The sequence below is a fragment of the Streptomyces sp. 135 genome (assembly GCF_020026305.1).
In the GTDB taxonomy this organism is placed as follows: domain Bacteria; phylum Actinomycetota; class Actinomycetes; order Streptomycetales; family Streptomycetaceae; genus Streptomyces.
The window spans coordinates 6491354-6508809 of record NZ_CP075691.1 but is presented as its reverse complement, the minus strand read 5'-3'; the positions used below and the strand labels follow the sequence as shown (position 1 = coordinate 6508809).

Below are 17456 nucleotides of genomic sequence, written 5' to 3'. Positions count from 1 at the left end.
CCACCTCAGGACCCGGCCATGAGCACACCGTCCAGTTCACCCGCCCCGATGTCGTACAAGAACACGCCGAACCGCTCCGTGTCGGTGCGTGGCGTGACCTTCGCCTACCGGCGGCTCGGCCCGGACGACGGCGTACCCCTGATCCTCCTCAACCACCTGTCCGCAGTCCTGGACAACTGGGATCCCCGCGTCGTCGACGGACTCGCCGCCCGGCGCCCCGTGATCACCTTCGACAACCGCGGCGTCGGCGCGTCCGGCGGTTCCACACCCGACACGATCGAGGCGATGGCTCGCGACACCGTGCTGTTCATCCGGGCCCTCGGGTACGACAGCGTCGACCTGCTCGGCCTGTCGATGGGCGGCTTCATCGCCCAGGTCATCGCGGCAGAAGAATCCGATCTTGTACGTAAGCTCATCCTCGCGGGCACGGGTCCCGCCGGAGGCCCCGGCATCGACAAGGTCACAAGCCTCACCATCAAGGACACCGTCAAGGCCGTCCTGACCCGCAAGGACCCCAAGCAGTACCTCTTCTTCACCGACACCGCGGGTGGCCGCCGGGCGGTCCACGCCTTCCTGGACCGGCTGAAGGAACGCACGAACGACCGCGACAAAGCCATCTCGCTCTCATCGTTCCGCGCCCAGCTGAAGGCCATCCACCGCTGGGGCCGCCAGGCACCGGCCGATCTGTCGCGCATCCACCAACCGGTCCTGGTGGCCAACGGCGAGAGCGATCGCATGGTCCCGAGCGTCAACACCGTCGACCTGGCGGCCCGGCTGCCCCAGGGCGAACTGGAACCCCTCTACCCCGACGCCGGACACGGAGGGATCTTCCAGTACCACGACAGATTCGTCCCGCGGGCGCTCGAATTCCTGGAACGGTAGCCAGCCGCCGGACAGGTCCATGGCCCCTGCCCTGCGCTCAGCGAGACCGGCACCAGGAAATCAGTCCGCACACATCGCCACCGCTCTGGGAGCCCCGCCGACTGCGGCTCGCCTGCTGACCACGGCCGGACAGCTCGTCACCACCGGCCGTCGGTGAATCCTCCGCCTGGCCCGGCACTGGCCCGGTCACATCACCCCAGCCCTCGACCGGCTCACCCACGCGCCCGCCCCAGGCTGACCAGCTTCCCCGTCCCCTGGACGGCACCTCACCACATGGAACCTCGAGGCCGACGCGCTGCTCGGCAGGTCAAGCCCGACAAGTCGATCGACCCACGCTAGCTGATCCAGGACGACCACCTCACGCGCCGTCAGAAACAGCGTCGAACGAACGTCAGGGCATTTCCCGAACCCGTCCCTTACGGGAGTGTTCTCGGCGCACGCCCCCGCTGCGAAACCGCAGGTGAGACACGTGGCGGGAACCCGCAGCACGCTCCACACGGTGGACCTGCGGCAACATGTCGGCACGACCCGCCCGCAACCTGTGGAATTAATATATCAGCAGGTCAGAGGCCCTTTGCTGCGGACTCGAGAATTGCCACGCACTCCACGTGCGAGGTCATCGGAAAGATGTCACGCAAAACGGCAGTCGTCATAGCCGCAGGTCAGCACCGGTATACGGCTCCTCTGAGCGCCCCTTCGGTCGCTTGGAGCGTCAAATGAGCGTCACGGACAGCCAGCGGGGTGCTCCTGGCGAGCCGCAGCAGCGAGATCTTCCAACAGCACATCGGCTACCAGCTCCTCGACCACGGCGATGTCGTGCTCCGCCATGGCTTCGGCCAACTCGGGATCCCACGGTGCTCCGGTGATGCGCCCCGGTCGAGGACCGTGCGCGTTGCGGACGATCGCGGATCGGTAGTCTGCCGCCGTCATGCACCAGGGGTGCGCCCCTGTTTTCTCCATGACGTATGCGGCAATGCGGATGCCTTCGCCATCGAAGTCACCGTGGTAACGGAGAGCAGCGCCTTGGTCCGCGAGTAGGCGCAGGAGCTGGATAGCTGCGCTGTTGGGCCAGCCGGACGTGCAGACAAGCGGCGGGCAGCTGGAGCCGAAGCGACGGAGGGCGAGGGCCAAGATACTGGGGTTCTCCACTACGTGGACGACGAGTGGGGCAGGAGTGGCGGGCAGGGTGAGCTCGCCCGGGTTCCTGACGTGGGCGAGGGTCAGGCTGGCGGCCTGGCCGGCCTCCGTGCACAGGCGGGCCACACGGGCGAGAAGGCCGTCGCCGCCGGGGCGCAGTCCGCCGGCGATGACGGTGGCGGACAGCTCGTCGTCGGCGACGCCAGCGCGGGACCACAGGGCGCGCCGTTCCGCTGCGGACTGCGGCGGAGCAATGTCGTACAGAGTCGCCAGGGCACGCAGGACGAGGGTGGAGACGGGTGCGCCGTCGTCGAGAGCGTGGGCGTGGCCGTTCAGGACTCGGGCGGCGAAGACGGGCAGGGGTTCGGCCTGGCCCGGTAGTTCGGCGAGCACCTTGAGCGTGTCGGTGAGGAGCGTACGGGTACGTTCCGCCGAGCCGCCGACCAATCCCGCGGCTCGACAGGACGCAGCCCAGTCGGCGAGCACCGGCTGCGCCCGTACCGTGTCGTGACCAGCCAGCCAGGCCCACAGACCGGCGCGTTCGTCCTCCTGGCGGCGGCGTTCACCGGCTCTGTCGCCGAGCGGGCCGATGAGTTCGGCGACGACTTCTCGTACTGTGCGGCCGCAGAGCTCGGTGACGGCCTCCTCCAGGCGGGCCAGGGCGACGGAGGGCCGGGGGTTCGGCAGGCGGTCCAGGCCGAGGAGGTCTGCGAGGGCTTCGCGCTGGGTCTCGTCCAGCAGTCCGAGGCGTACGCGTGTGACGGGGCGGCCGGAGGAGAGACGGTCGTGGACCGTTTGCCAGACGGGATGGAGTTCGGGGCGGCGAAGGGTCGCGTCACCCGACGCGAGATGCTCCCGAGAGGTCGTCCCGCCGGACACGGGGTGATCTCGCAAGGTCATCCTTCCTCCATTCCGGTGCCGTTCCAGACGAAGCGCGCGCTGGTGACGGCGTCGTCTCCGTCGGTCAGGAGTTGGTGGACGGCGATGCCGGGCAGTTCCCTGTAGTTTCCCCACTCGTGGTCGGAGGTGATCATGAGGTCCAGGTCGAGTGCGGTGAGCAGGGCGAAGACTTGTCCGCGGTTGACGGTGTCGACGCCGACGAAGACCTCGTCGAGGAGGATCGGGCGGGGGGCCAGGGGCACGTCCTCGTAGTGGGCGGCGACGGCGGCGAACAGGGGCAGGTGCAGTGCGATGGCTTTCTCCCCGCCGGAGAGCGCGCCGTGCAGCCGCTTGGTCAGGGGCTGCCAGCCGCTCCCGTCCGCCCGGTCGAGGCGGACGGTGAAGGTGTGCCAGGCGGTGTAGTCGAGCACCTCGCCGAGGTGCTCCTCCCAGCTCGCGGCCGTGTCGCTGCCCTTGGCCTCCTCGATGCGGGCACGGAAAAAGGCGTGCAGGGCCTCCCGGTCGGACTCGGTGACCCGACCGGGATCCTTCAGGAGCAGCTGGCGGGCGGTGCGGGTGCTGTCGGGGAGGTCCGGGCGGACGTCCCAAACGAGCTGGACGGCGACGTTGGAGGCGGTACGGACCCGCTCCAGGTGCCCGTTCATGTGCGCGACGAGTTCGCCGGCCCGGCGGATGCGGGCGGCGAGGTGGCGGCGGATGTCACCGGTGAGGATCTGGTCGAAGAGGCGCCGTTCGGCGGTGCTGATGTCCTCGCGGCTGCGGTCGCGCTCCTGGGTGAGCGCGGCGAGCAGACCGGTCGCCCCGACGCGGACGCCCTCCAGAGTGGCGGTGAAGAGCTGGACGTCGTCGTCGGGCTCCAGCTCCAGGTCGGCGCGGACGCCGAGGTGGCGGCGGGCCTCGTGGACGGCTTCGGAGAGGCGGGTGGCAGCGTCTCCGAGGTGGCGCGGGGCGTGCGGGACCTGGGGCCACCGTGCCGCCATGGCGCGCGCGGCCTCCAGAGTGGCCTTGGTACCGTCCCCGGCGTCGAGTTCGGGTACGACGCCCGCGTCCTCGGCCAGACCCATCAGGCACAGGTGCCGGAACCGCCGCGCCGCGCCGTCGCGGGCCTCGACTGCCTTCTCCTGCCGGTCGGCGTCCTGGCCGCTGGTGGCCCTCAGCTCTCCGATGCGGCCTTCCAGGCCCAGGAGGAGCTCGGCTGCCTGGCGGGCTTCCTTGCCGCAGCGGATCCGCTCGGCACGGGTCTCCGCAACGCGCGCGACGATCTGCCGGTAGTCCGCGCCGACCGTCTCCTCCACCGCCTTCAGGCGTGCCGTCATACCAGCCGCCTTCGCTTCCGCAGCGGCCGCGTCGGCGGTCTGCTTCTCCGCGCGAAGGCGTGACCGGTCCGCCCGTGCGGCCGTCTCACCAGCCCTTTCAGCGGCCGCGATCGCGTCGATGCGGGCGTCCGTCCAGGCATCGGCGAGGTCGCGGAAGCTCTCCACGTCGCGGCCGAGTTCGCGCAGCCGGTCGCGGTCCGTGGGCAGTCCGTGTTCGGCGGCCCTGCGGCTCAGCGTGCGCAGCGCGCCGGCCACGTCACCCTCGCGTGCGGCCAGATGCTCGGTCGCGTCACGCACGGCGTCGTCCCGGGCGGCCACCTTCTCCTCGGCCCGGTCCCAGTCCCGTCGGCAGGCGTCGAGTTCCCGGTGGTCGGGCCGGGCGGTGCGGTCCTCCGCCAGCCGGGCGGCGCGGGCTCCGAGTTCCCGCAGCCGGTCGGCGAGGGTGGCCAGGGAGGCGTCCTTCTCGGCGATCAGCTCGGTCAGTTCGGCGATCTCACGCTGCTTGGCCCGCTGCCGGGCGAGGGCTCCGATGTGGGCGGGCTCCGGCTTGCTCCAGGAACCCGTGGCCGGCGCGAGGCGCCAGGCGCCGTCGGAGGAGACTGCCGCAGGGTGACCGCCGGGCAGGGTGGTGCCGTACGCGATGCCGGCGAGGATGCGGGTCACCGTGCCGGCCGGTACGGGAATGTCCTCCTCGGGCCTCAGCACGTCCAGCAGGCTGGAGCCGGGGGCGGTCGTGGCGAGGCCGACCTCGACACGGGTGTCGTGCCCAGGAAGGGTGAGCCCTTCGGATGCGCTCACCCATGCGTCCAGGAGGCCCGACGCCTCCAGTGCCGCTTCCACCCCGGCCTGTACGGGGAGCGGGACGTCCTCGTGGAAGGCGATCAGCCGCCACAGCGGCGCGCCCGCCGCAGCCGTGCGGACGGTGGTGCGGGTGGGTGGAGCGACGGGCTGGAGATCGGTCTCGCCGCTGAGCTTGCGCCTCCGCGCGTCGAGCAGGTCCCGTTCCTGCTCCAACCCCTGTTGCGCCGTGCGGACTCCGGCCCGCTCCGTGGTGATCTCCTGGTCCAGCGGTCGTGCGACCGTTTCGACCAGCTCGCGCACGTCTGCCTCGACGGCCGCCCTGGCGGCCAGTTCATCGAGGTCGGGGATGCGCAGCTCCGTGCAGTCCCGGGCCCAGGCGAGCAGCCGCTCCGCCTGGGCTGCCAGGGCTTCGTCCCAGGCGGCGGCGGTCGTGTCGCGGTGGGTGATCGCGTCCGCGAGCCGGGTTCGGGCCTCGTCCAGCAGGCCCTCGGCGGTACCCCGGTCGCGTACCGCCCGGTCGTGGGCGTCGATCGCGTCGGTGATGTCGGCGACCTGCTGCCGTCGGGCGGTGACCGCGCCCCGGAGCAGTCGGCGGGCGGCGGTGCCAGGAGCATCGGACCGCCTGCTCCCCGTCCTGACCGGGGTGTTCGCCGACTCGTTGCCGAGGGGCTTCACCTCCCCTTCCGCGTCCAGCATCGTCTTCACCTCGTGGTGAATGGACTCCATGCCTGCGGCCCGGGCCGAGCGGTGTGCCTCGTCCGCAGTCGCGCGGGCGTGTTCGTCGCGCGAGCGGGCGTGTCCCGCGACCTCGTCGGCGTGCTTCCGGTCCTCCTCCGCCTCGGCCTCGGCGGACCGGGCGGCGGTACGCAGCTCCGCGGCGGCCGCGACCTGTTCCTCGGTGCCGCGGCGGAGCCGGTCGAGCTCCTCCCCCTTCTGGTAGGCGTCGCTCTCCCGAAGCCCTTCGATGATCTCGTCCAAGGCGTGCGCCCGCAGTTCCAGCTCCTCGCGCAGGGCCAGGGTGGAGGCGCGCTCCTCGCACGCCTTCTCGTACTCCTCGGCGCTGACGCGGGCGTTCCGGGTGAGGTCGTCCATCTCGGTGGTCGCAGAGATCAGCGCTGCCGCGCCGGCCCGCAGGACCCGACGGGCGTAGGCGCGCTGCCGGGAGGCGACGTTCTCGGCGGCCGTCACCTCGGCGTCGAGCCGGTCGAGGTGGTCCCGCTGTCGGTCCAGGCGCTCGAAGCCCTCGGCGAGCTCGGTGATCTCTCCTTCGCCGAGCGGGGGCAGGGCGCGGGACAGCAGGGTGGACAGGAGGGAGGGGTCGAGCCGTTCGGACAGCTTGGGCTGGCGGAGCTGGAGCAAGGCGGAGAGCAGGGACTCGTACCGCTGCTCGCCCATGCCCCCGAAGAGTTCGCGCCGCACAGTGGCGCGGTAGTCGATGGCTGCCGGATGTACCTCGCCGCGGTCGCGCAGGGCTTCGGTGAGGGCCGCCTTGGTCAGGGGCTGTCCGGTGTCGTTGACGAGGTGAACCCCGTCGGGGTGGGCGATCCGGGCGGTGGTGGTGAAGTAGTCGGCGTGCGCCGTGGTGGTGTGCACGCTCGCGTGCAGGCGGGCTCCGCAGCCGAACCAGTGCTCGGTGCCGTCGTCTCCGACGCGGCGGAACTCCATCCACACATACCCCACACGGGTCTTTCCGGACGCTCCCTGGCCGAGCAGGTTCCAGTGCATCGTGCGCTCCGAACCGCCGAACGTGGAGAGGCGGTTGGGGCGGAGGCTGGCGTCGAAGAGGAAGGGGAGCAGCAGTTCCAGGGCCTTGGACTTGCCGGTGCCGTTCTGACCGCGCAGCAGCAGGCGACCCTGGTGGAAGGTGAAGGTCTCGTCGTAGTAGCGCCAGACGTTGAGGATGCCCGCGCGATGGGGCTGCCAGCGTCCGCGGCCGGTGTCCGCCTCGTGAACGGGTGACGGTTCGATGGTCTCCTCGGGCCGTCGCTGGAGGGGGAGTTCCGTCACGCTCACTGCTTGTCTCCTTCTCCGACGCTGCCGGCGGTGGTCACGGCTAGCGGATCGTTCTTCGGGGCTGGGCCGGTGGTCTCCGTCAGGCGGTAGCGGTACGCGGCCGGTCGCGCGACGACACGGTCTCGGGCCCTGCCTGCCAGGCCGACGTCGAGCAGGATCCGTACGGCGTCGTCGGCAAGGCGGGCCGGGCCTTCCTCCGACTGGTACGCCTTGGCCCAGCCCGGGAAGCGGCGCAGCAGCTCCGCTCCGGCTTCGGCCAGCTGCTCGGGCAGCAGGCCCGCGGGCGTGGCGCAGAGCGGTGCGAGGAGGAGCAGCGCGGCGACTCGGGCTGTGGAGCTGTCGTCGGGGAAGCGGACGTCGGTGGCGATGGCGTCCGGGTCGACGAGTAGAAAGCCCTCCGCCCGTTCCTCCAGGAGGAAACCGGCCTGTTCGACAGAGCGGCGCAGGATCTGGCGTCCGGTCAAAGAGGTGACGTAAGCGAGCTCGTCGTCGGCGAGATCGGCCCGGTAGAGCACGGGGTCGTCGAAGAGGCGGCGCAGCACCGAGTGGCGCAGCCTCAGGTTGCGCTGGGCGTCCGTGATCGCGGTGGTCTCGGCGTGCGTGTCGTCGGCTGTCCCGTCGGCAGAAGCGCCTCCGTAGCGGCGCTCCCTGACCAGGCCGACAAGGAGGTCCTCGAACCGCGCGGGCACCTCCTCCGGAGGCACGGCGAGCCGGGAGGCGCCGACCGGTGCGGCGGGCAGCCGCATGAGCAGCGTGTTGTCCACGCGGTAGAGGACCTTCGCCTCCGCGGAGTCGACGTACGTCTCGGTCGTGCCGTCCACCACACGCAGTACGTCGTACGACTCCAGCAGCTTCAGGACGTCGACGAACGCCATGCGCTCCGGCCGGTGGACCGGGTCGAACCCCGCCAGCGCGCGGTCGGCCGCCATGGCCTGGACGACGCGGTCGGCGAGCATGCCGATGGTCGTCATCGGCATCGACAGCAGCTCCGCGGCGGCCACGCACAGCAGGACGTACCGTCGGCGGTCGAACGGGGCCCGGCCGGAACGCGCCCGGCGAGCGGGGCGGGAGCCGTCGGGGTTGACGCGGACCTTGGTGAGGCGGGCGTAGCCCCGGCGGGGCTCCACGACCAGATTCCAGCCGCAGGTGTAATCGAACCAACGAGTCAGCGGGTCACGGCGGCGGCGCACCAGATCGAAACCGGTCGGGTCGGCTGCCTCGGTGAGCAGCGGGCGGGCCAGAAGGAGGCGGATGGCACGGGCGACCTCCTCCCGTTCGGCGGAGGCCAGTTGGTTGGCGAGGGTGCTCATCCTGCGGCCTCCTGCCCCGTGGCGGCGCGGACTGCCGGGAAGGAGATCGCCCCACCCACGGCCGTGACGTGGATGACGTAGTCCGGTCCTGCCATCGTCCCCTGCACGGTACGCAGTACGGCGGTGCGCCCGTCGGGGGGCGGCGACAGCGCCACCTCCACCCGGCCGTCGCCGGTCGTGGCCCGTCGCCGGCCACCCGCGTCCGGCCGGGCGGCCAGCGCCCGACCCAGCAGGTCGAGGAGACGGTCGAAGGCCGCGGGGTCGAGGGTGCTGAAAGAGGAGAGCCGTACCGGGCCGTCCGTCTCCAGCGCCTGCCAGGCGCGTGCCAGCTCCGCTCGCTCCGCCCGGGCCCGCTCGGCGCGTTCCGCCCTGACCGCCGCAACGTCCCGCACCGTGGCCGTACGAGTGAAGCGTTCGGTCCGTCCGCTGGTCCTCAGCAGGGCCGACACCTGTACCGGCGGCGCCTCGGACCAGGAGTGGGACGAGGGGATCAGCTCCGGGTCCGGGTGGGCGAGGTGGGCATGGCGGGCCGGGCCGAGGCCGAAGGCGGCCGACCACAGCCGGTGCAGGTCCTCCTCGTCGGGAGCCGCAGCGAACCAGCGCGCGAGCTCGCGGAAGTCCTGTACGGCGCTGGAGGGGCGGCGCCGGGACTCGTTGATCCGCTCCAGCACCTGCAGGAGGGAGACGATGGCGCGCCGGGCGATGTCGTGCAGCTGCTCGATCCGGGGGCGCGCCCCGTCATCCGGCAGGAACCAGGCCCTCAGCCCCGCCCAGCGCGCCCGCCGGCTCTCCAGCCAGCCGGCTGCCGGGTCCTCTCCCGGGGCCGGAGGCAGCTCGGCACCGCGCAGGGCCCGCTCACGCAGCACCGCGATGCCCCGTTCCTCCACGCGGGCCACGGCGGCGGCCACCGTCTCGCCGCGCCGGTCGAGATTGACCAGGAACTCCTGGAGATACGCGACGGTGGCGGCCTTCACCTCACGGAACACGTCCAGATCCACTCCTTCGGCGCGAAGGAGCCTCTGCAACTGGCCGTTGAAGGCCTTGGTGTTCTCCACCAGACCCTCCAGATGACCCTCCAGCTCCCGCAGGGTGCTGAAGATCCGTCGGTCGGCCGCGGCAGGTTCGCCTGACAGGAGGGTCAGTTCGTCGAGCCGGTCGGCGATCGCCTCCAGCACCGCGGTCTGCAGCGCTCCTGTGGAGGCCAGCACCTCCAGGGCGTGTCTCACCCCGGCGAGCGCGGCCTCGCCCCGGCGGGTCAGCGAGTAGTGCAGGTTGCGCCGCTCGTACTCCTCGGCCGTGCGATAGTTCTGGGCGTGGTTGTGGACCACGTCGAGGAGTTCCCACTTCACCAGCCGTTTCAGCGTCTCGTGCAGTTCCTCGTCCTCGAGGTCCGAGACCCAGCCCACCGCACGCAGCCGCTCCCGTACGCCGTCGAGCCCGAGCGCGGTCTCCAGGTGCTCGCCGGCCACCCCGAAAGCCTCGAGCACGGCGCCGTTCAAGTCGGCCGTCTCCCCCGTGGTGAACCGGAACATCTCCGGCGGAACCCTGCGCATGCTGGTACGTCCCCTCCGCCGCCACCCCTGCGGCACTTCGGCGCCCACGTTAAGGGGCGGTCCGAAATCACGTTCTCGAGTCGCTGTCATCATTCTCATGGCAGTCACGGCCGAGGATTACTCCGTGCTCTCGAACGGGTAGACAAGGCTCTGCGCGCCCCGGATGCCGGAGACGAGTACGTTGCTGCTCGGACGGTAGGGCAGGTGCTTCAACGGCTCCAGGATGATCCGTACGGTGACCGGTGCGGCTCCGGCCTCCAAACCGGAGACGACCACAAGGAAGAAATCGTCGCTTTCGATCGCCCGCTGGAACTCCGCAGGGGTGAGCTGGATCGTGTCCGGCTCGGCACCGCCGTACGTCTTGAGTTCGTAGAACCGGGCCAGCTCGTCCACTGCGTCCGCCCCCAAACCGTGCTGAGCCCTCAGGTCACGCAGCTCGGTCTCGTCCAGCGCCAGAGCCCGGCGTACGAGGTCCAGTGCCGCCTTCTCCTGCTCCACGGCCGTATAGGGACGTGCGGCGGTGCGCTGCTGGGGGACGGCCGAGCCGGACCGGGGCTGGGGCAGGCCGACCGGGCCCTTCTTCGGGGCGGTGCCCGTCGCGGGCCCGGCCCCGGATTGCGGTGCCGTGAGGTTTCCCCGGTCCACGACGAGACGGAGGGTGGCGGGATCCACCAGTCGGCGGAACGAAGCGGGGGGCCGCACGGCGGGGACGGAGGGGCCCCGGCCGTGCGGGATCGCGGGTAGTGCGGGCGCCCGGCCACTGATCGTCGACGGGGCTCCCGCAACCGGACGCCTTTCCCGTCCGTTCGTCCGGCCGCGTCGGTCCGCTTCTTCCCGCATCTCCATGAGCCGGCGATCGCGTTCGGCGACGGCGGCTTCCTGTTCACGGCGGACCTGATCCTCCGCGAGGCTAAGGTCCACGGCAGTGCGGCCCCGCTCCGCCCGGTCACACGCGGCGGTCCAGGCGAGGGCCGCCGCCCTGCGGTGTCCAGGGAACTTGGCGGCGATCGAAGCACCGCCCGCAGAGGGCCGGTTCACCGCTGACAGGTCACGGACGTACAGGGTGCTGGAAGCCCAGTCGACACCGGCGTCGACGGATACTTCCACCGGAGTACCGGACAGTTCCACCCGGCAGATCAGGTCCGGTGCCACGCTCACAGTGAGTGTCGCGAGTCCGTCCCAGGAGCCGTCCAGGCCGCGGGCCACCTCCGGGGCGTTGCGTTGCAGGTCCTCGCGCAGATGGGTGACAGCCGCGCGGACCAGTTCCGTCGCGTCCGGATCGTGCGAAGCGACAGTGGAGCTGTGCACACTGAGTTGCTCCACTCCGATCCACGTGAGGCGCAGGGCCCCGGCCAGTGGACGGAACTGATCCAGCTCTGCTCCCGGCCGCCACACGGCGTGGTCACGGCCCAAGCCGTCGGCGACCATGGGGTCCTCGACCGCGTACACAGGCCGCTTGCTAAGCCATCCCTTGCTCGTGACCAGGGGAAGTCTTCCCAGCCGCCCGGCTGTCAGCTCCTCCGACCGGACGGCAGAGGGGCGACGGAGCATCTTCAGGGTCTCCAGGACTACCGATTGAGTAGTTCCCTCCGGAACGTTCCGTCGCTCCCTCCTGTCCTGCTGCGCCAACTCCCTGATCACCTTCACAGCGTCGTCGACGGTCGGCCGACGCGCCCCGAGCCGCGTCCAGAACGCCTCGCCACCAGTGAACACGGGAGCGAAGGCCCGTGACGCTCCGAACAGTGGCTCGCCGATGAGGCACTCGCCCGGGCGCCGCCAGCCGGAGTTCGTGAGGACCAGCCCTTCGCCTGTGGTGAAGGCACGAAGGACTTCGCTGAACGGCATCTCTCCTGATCCGCCCGAAGTCCCCCTTCCGGCGGCACGCTCGGCCAGGGCTTCGTAGACGATCATTGCGGCGGGGGCGTTTCGTTCAGCCCCGTCCTTCTCCTCACGACGGAGCCGCCGCAGGCACTCGACGAGATCGCGGGTACGGGCGTCTCCGACGACGTCCAGGGCTCGGAGTACCTCAGTACGCCGCCGTGCCTGCTCCTGGATGTCCGGATGCAGGAATTGGGCGTCCCCGTCCCCGTAGACGGCCACGGTGCCCGCGGTGCGGGTACGGAGCCGGAAGGGGCTGGACGGAGTGCCGTTCCGATCGTCCAGCCAGGCCACCTCGCGTAGTTGCCAGAGCCATAGGGCGGCCGTCCGCCCTCGGTCGTGCCATGTGTGGTAGTCGAAAGCCGCACCGACCTCGGCATGTTCGGAGAAGCGACTCCATGAGCGGCCGAGTACGTGGAGAAGCGCGGCCGCCCTGCGTCGGCGACGTGCAGAGTCGTCGTCCTTCGCGATATCGGTTGCCACGGCATACAGGTCGGGGCAGTCGTAATCGTTGAGGGTGTAGGTCGCGCGAAGAGCCTCCAGCGCTTCCGTGCGCGCCTTCGAACCCGAGGCGAAGGCTGAGGGAAGTCCTCTGGCGCCTCGTTCGAACCGCGAGTGCTGTCCAGGATGACTGCGCGGCCGGGGAGCCGTCTCGGCACCAAGCAACCGGAGAAATCTCAGGGCTCCGATGCTGCCGCCTTGCAACACCTTGGCGTAACGCGATCGCAGCCGCGCCGGGCCGGAAGTCGAGCCGGCGGCGAAGGCGAAGCTCTCGTCGTGCTCGGCGCTGTCCAGCCCGGACGGAAGATAGGCCCGGGCGGGTGTGATCTCCACGTCCTCCCGCGCTCCATCGGTGGTGTAGCGGTGGCCTTGGAGCCGCACTGCCAGCCCGACCTTCCTTCCCCACAGCTCACGGCGGCTCTCCGGTACGTGTGCGAAACCGTCCCGCAGCGCCACGAGCTGCTCATCCGTGAGGACAAGCCCAGCTCCACCTCGCGCACCCCCGAAGTCTGCGAGACGCTGAATCACCGCTGCCGGGTCGTCGTCGTTGAGCAGTACCCCTTGCTTGCCGAGCCATCCCCGGACCGACCGCGCGTCGTCGGTGTCGGCCAGAAAGTCCGGGTGGATCTCACGGGTGAGCCCCAGTTCGAGTCCCAGCCCACGAGGAGTGGCGGCGAACAGCACGGGTACAGAGCCGCGCATGCCGTACTGCGTACCGGAACTGTCCACGAGCCAATCACGTGACGACAGGAGGCCGCTCCAACCCGCTTCGATGACTCGCGCGACCAGTCGGACCGTCGCTCGTGGTGATCGACTCCCGTCGCCAAGGAGGTCCAGCGTGTCGTACACCTCGACCCGGGCCGGTGCGCCGACACCGTTCTCCTCCCAATCCGACAGCACCTCCCGCCACCTGCCGTCCGGGGCTCGCATCGCTCCGGGCAGCGCGGCGGGCACATCAGCCAGACGGGCGACCTCCTCCTCGGTCACGGCACCTTCGAGTTCTTCGTCCTCCACGGCAAGCGATCCGAGATCGAGGAGACCCTCCCCCGGGACTTCCAGGAGCAGCTTCGCGGACACCAGACGCCGGGCGTGGTCGAGCAACCGCTGTTCCATCGCAGCAGCCGGATTGCGCCCGTCACGGACGTGATCCGGCAGGGGAACAGCACTCCAGGCGTTGACCGGATCCTGCCGGAACTGCCGCAGAACGGCTGCCGTCCACAGATCGGCCACCAATGGAACGAGCGCACGGTTCCACGGGGTTTCGTCGAGCGCCTGCCGGCTGGCGAGCGGGTCGAACTGCGCACTCGTCCAGAGGGCCGGCCCGATCTCCTGAACCGGCAGACCGACGTGGATCCGTCCGGGACCGCCGTGTCCGAGCGGGAGGGCGACGGCGAGAGTCGTGGTGGGTCCGGCAGCCTTGTGCGCCCTGTCGATGCCCGAGGGACTGGGCACAGTGGTACGGCACACCAGCCATCGAGTCCCAGTGGCCGCACGGGCGAGGTGGGTCCCCACCTCTGCCGGTCCACCGCCGACCTCGGCCTCGAAGCCGGGTCCGGGCTCCCGGGATAGAGCGAGCCGGTGCCGGACGCCGCCCTGCGTATCCAGGTGCGTGACGTCGGATACGTGGTCGAGGAAGAGCAGCGCGCCGGAGGTCCAGGCAGCGAGCCACCCGTCGACGCTCTCCGCGTCGAGCGCACCGGGTGCAAAGGGAACGCGGAGCACGGTCCAGGCGTCGTCCGCGAACCAGTCCGGTACGACGAGCGGTTCGGCGACGGAGACATAGGGATCGCCGATGCGCACCCGGTAGTGGCCGCTGTGCACTTCCAGATGGGGAGAAAGCGACTGCAGCGTCATCAGCCCGATGCCGAACCGCCCTGTGGATTCGGCTTCGTCCGCCTTGCTGGACAGCCACGGCATGGCCAGGGCCACTACGTCCGGCAACCGCACCGGGGCACCGTTATGGGCAACGAGAAGGTCTCGCTCCCTGGTGAGGATGCGCACTTCTGAGGCGCCGAGATCCTCCGAGTTCTGCACGATCTCGGACAGACCCTGCAGTGGATCACTCGAAAGGTTGCCCGCGTGGTCCCGGGTCCGGCCGAAGGCGTGGCGAACCATCCCGGGCAGTGTCGCGAACCGTTTGCCCAGGTGCTCGACGGCTGCGGCCGTCGCTTCACCGCCCTCCGGCTCCGGTACGGCGTTCGCGTCCCGCATTTCCTCCTGATCGAAGATGCGGTCGGCGAACCCGACGGCCCGCGCGGCCGCCTTCGTGTCACGCGTTCCCATGTGCCTGGTCCTCGTCGTCCTCATCGGTGTCGAAGTCGAATGCGAGCTGCCCTGGGCCGTCTTCGACGCCGGTCCCTACGACCGGCCCCGCCGTCGGGTCCACCGCCTCCTCCTCGTCGTGCGGCAGCGCGTACTCGTCCGCGAGCCGTGCGAGGTGGAGAGCGAGCGGCAGGCCGAGCACGTCCCGGTAGTCGTCCTTGCAGATGCGCTGTTGGTGGACGAACGCAGCCCATGCCTCGGGGTCGTCGCCGGGCTGAAGGCAGGCCAGGGTGAGCTCCAGTAGCTCGGGGTTCCACGCGTTCACCGTCGGCCGGTGGGCGCTCCGGCCGGCGGGGTTGACGTGAGGGGTCAGCTTCGCGTCGTCGTTCGTCAACTTCGTCTGCGTGCTCGCCTTGTCCGCCGTGCTGTAGAAGACGCGGCCGGGGGCTCCGGGCTCGTCGGGCACCCACAGTCCCATGCCGAAGCCGCCCCGCTGTTGCCCGGCCAGCTCTTCCTCGCGCTCCTCCCGTTCCGCCCACCACTGGGGCGTCTCGTCACGGCCGCTGTCAGCGACCCTGACGACCCGGAGGTGCTTGCCGTAGAGACCGATCCGCTGCGCGGGGCCCCCGTCGAGGCCGATCCGATCCACCTCGAGCCCGCCGTTGGTGAGCCACGGCCAGCGCTTGCGCACGTCTTGTGCGTGGGACAGGACCAGGGTCGGCGTGCCGCGCAGACTCGCCAGGGTCCTCCTGATGAAGGCAGCCGTGACTGCCGACTGCTGCGCCGAGGTCCTCAGGTCATTCCCCCGCACTCGTCCGGTCAGGATCCGGAGCAGGTCCGGGTAGGGCATCCACTCCGAGGTGTCCGCGGTCCGTCCGAGGACACATGGTGCGTCCGGCCGGAGCAGCACGGCGATCGGGGTGAACTGTGCCCTGCCCGTGGGACCGTCGACCCGGCGCTCGACCAGATGGAAGGCCACCTGGTTCAGACCGGAAGGGATGCGATCGCCGAGAGTGTGCTGGGGCACCAGGCGCATCCCGGTCTGACGAAGGCCGTCCGCCCAGGCCGCTTCGGCCCGCAGGGCAGCGTCCTTCTCGGCGTCAGCCGTGTCCATTGCGGTGTCCAGGGGGCGGATGAACTGGGTGACCAAGCCTGCGTCCGCGCACCCGAGCCGGATCGCGTACTTGGGGTCGGTACGCCTCGCGGGACCTTGGAACGCTTCGCTTCCTTCCAGCTCGACAAGGGCGATCCGAGCCCCGGGCACCTGCTCCCTCAGGCGGGTCATCGCCTCGGCGACCCGTCCGCGCCGCTCACGGATGGCCTGGTCGTGTTCCTGTCCCGCGCGCGGCGGCCGGTCCTCCGCTCCGAGCGGGGATCCCAGCTCGCCCAGCGGGTGGGCGTGGAGCCGCACGGTGAGCTCCTCGGCCTCCCACACCCATGTCTCCGGTCCTCGTTCACGCCGAAACTCTGTGAGTCCGAGCGCGCTCTCGGCGGTGGCGACGAGCCTGTCCCGCTGGTCGTCGGTCTGGTGAACCAGGAAGCCGACGAGATCGGTGCCGTCCAGCGTCGCGGCGAGCGCCGCACGCCGCACCCGCGCGTTGTCCGCCGCGGTCCGTTCCGTCCGTTCCAGGAGGGCGGCGAGCTCTTCGGTGGTGGCGTTCTTTGGCATGGAGGGCCGCTTCGTGAGCTGTCTGACAGGCGGGCGACCGTACCGGCTGCGCTGGAGCTTCGGGGCGGGGACGAACTCGGGGGCCAGCGCTTGCTCGGCCCACTCGATGAGACGGCGGCGTTCGCTGGGCATCAGTCCGGTCCCGATGGGGTGTCTGCCCATGGCGGCCTGGTGGCCGACCGCCAGCCTGATGCCGTCCTTCCCGTCCCCGATCCAGTGGTCGGCCTCCTTGACCAGTCGATCCACCGACGGGAGCCCGTCGAGCGCGGCGACGGCGGCGAGCATGCCACTGGGGCCGCCCTGCCTCCAATCCGTGGTCCCGTTGCGCCACTGCAGCATGGCAACCGAGAGTCGCCGGGACACCGGTGCGTCCGGCACGAGCGAGATCTCTGGCAGTAGGTAGACCGAGACCCCCTTGCGGAAGGGCATCCAGACCTTTCCGGTGACGAACCGGCGGATTCCCGCGCTGAGGTGAATCCGAGGAACCGGCGAGAACGGGACGGTGCGCACGCCGACGCGGAGGGTGGCCGCGTAGTACGACGGCTTGCGCTCGCCGCCCCTACCCGCGGGTCGGTATTCGATCGGCGGCCACGACATCAGTTCCGCGCTGCTGCTTCCGGCGTCGTACCCGCCGCCGGCGCCGGCGACCTGGTGGAAGGTGAGTTGCCGGCCTCCGTGCTCGTAGGCACCCTGACGTGCGATGCGTGCGGCCAGTTCGTCGGGGAGCAGTCGGTACACCAGACGGGTGGGCTTGGCGGTGCCACCGGGAGAAGGCTGTTGTTCGAGCAGGTCGATGGTGTCTGCGCGCCAGGTCAGGCTTCCGGTGTCCAGCTCGCGGAAGCACTCCGCGAGCAGACGCCGTGCGTCCGGATCACCGGGATGGCGGGGGAGGTTTCTGAGCCAGGTGGCGGCGTAGAGGTTGGTCACCGGGGTGGGAAACGGCTCGGTGCAGTAGAGCCAGGGGGAGTCCGTTCCGAAGGTGGCGTTGGACGCCACGGTGACGACGTCCGGGGCGGTGGTGCGGATCAGCTGGTTGATCTCCCGGGTGGGGATGCGGCGTGCGCCGTGCCATCGGCCTTCCGGCCGGCCATGGTCACGCAGCTGGCCGAGCGGCTCCTCCCAGTGAGCGGGCAGCGAGAGGGTGTGCCGTAGGACGGGGAAAGGCCCCTGTGCCGGGTCAGGCATGTACGAGGCGGTCCGTACGTGCTGGTACGCCATCTTGTGAGTCTCCTGA

General features: G+C 70.6%; 7 protein-coding genes. 1 reads left to right on the top strand and 6 read right to left on the bottom strand.

Annotated elements, in window-relative coordinates:
• The first annotated feature begins 18 nt into the window (after positions 1 to 18).
• Positions 19 to 882 (top strand): alpha/beta hydrolase, encoded by an 864-nt coding sequence (locus KKZ08_RS29285; RefSeq protein ID WP_223777279.1) that lies wholly within the window; start codon positions 19 to 21, stop codon positions 880 to 882.
• 723 nt (positions 883 to 1605) lie between these two features.
• Here KKZ08_RS29285 and KKZ08_RS29280 read toward each other — a convergent pair.
• From KKZ08_RS29280 to KKZ08_RS29255, 6 genes are all read right to left on the bottom strand, one after another.
• Positions 1606 to 2919: a TIGR02679 family protein gene (locus KKZ08_RS29280; RefSeq protein ID WP_223777278.1), complete on the bottom strand. Its 1314-nt coding sequence runs from the start codon at positions 2917 to 2919 to the stop codon at positions 1606 to 1608.
• The gene (locus KKZ08_RS29275) at positions 2916 to 7049 is read right to left on the bottom strand and encodes a TIGR02680 family protein (RefSeq protein ID WP_223777277.1); all 4134 of its coding nucleotides are present in this window, start codon (positions 7047 to 7049) and stop codon (positions 2916 to 2918) included. The genes KKZ08_RS29280 and KKZ08_RS29275 overlap by 4 nt, the downstream gene beginning before the upstream one ends.
• Positions 7046 to 8359 (bottom strand): TIGR02678 family protein, encoded by a 1314-nt coding sequence (locus KKZ08_RS29270; RefSeq protein ID WP_223777276.1) that lies wholly within the window; start codon positions 8357 to 8359, stop codon positions 7046 to 7048. The genes KKZ08_RS29275 and KKZ08_RS29270 overlap by 4 nt, the downstream gene beginning before the upstream one ends.
• Positions 8356 to 9912, bottom strand: coding sequence for a TIGR02677 family protein (locus KKZ08_RS29265; RefSeq protein WP_223777275.1), 1557 nt, complete (start codon positions 9910 to 9912; stop codon positions 8356 to 8358). The genes KKZ08_RS29270 and KKZ08_RS29265 overlap by 4 nt, the downstream gene beginning before the upstream one ends.
• 117 nt (positions 9913 to 10029) lie before the next feature.
• Positions 10030 to 14574, bottom strand: a complete 4545-nt coding sequence (locus KKZ08_RS29260) for a hypothetical protein (protein ID WP_223777274.1) — start codon at positions 14572 to 14574, stop codon at positions 10030 to 10032.
• Positions 14561 to 17440 carry a DUF3962 domain-containing protein gene (locus KKZ08_RS29255; protein WP_223777273.1) on the bottom strand — a complete coding sequence of 960 codons (2880 nt, stop codon included), beginning with the start codon at positions 17438 to 17440 and terminating at the stop codon, positions 14561 to 14563. The genes KKZ08_RS29260 and KKZ08_RS29255 overlap by 14 nt, the downstream gene beginning before the upstream one ends.
• Between the last annotated feature and the right edge of the window lie 16 nt (positions 17441 to 17456).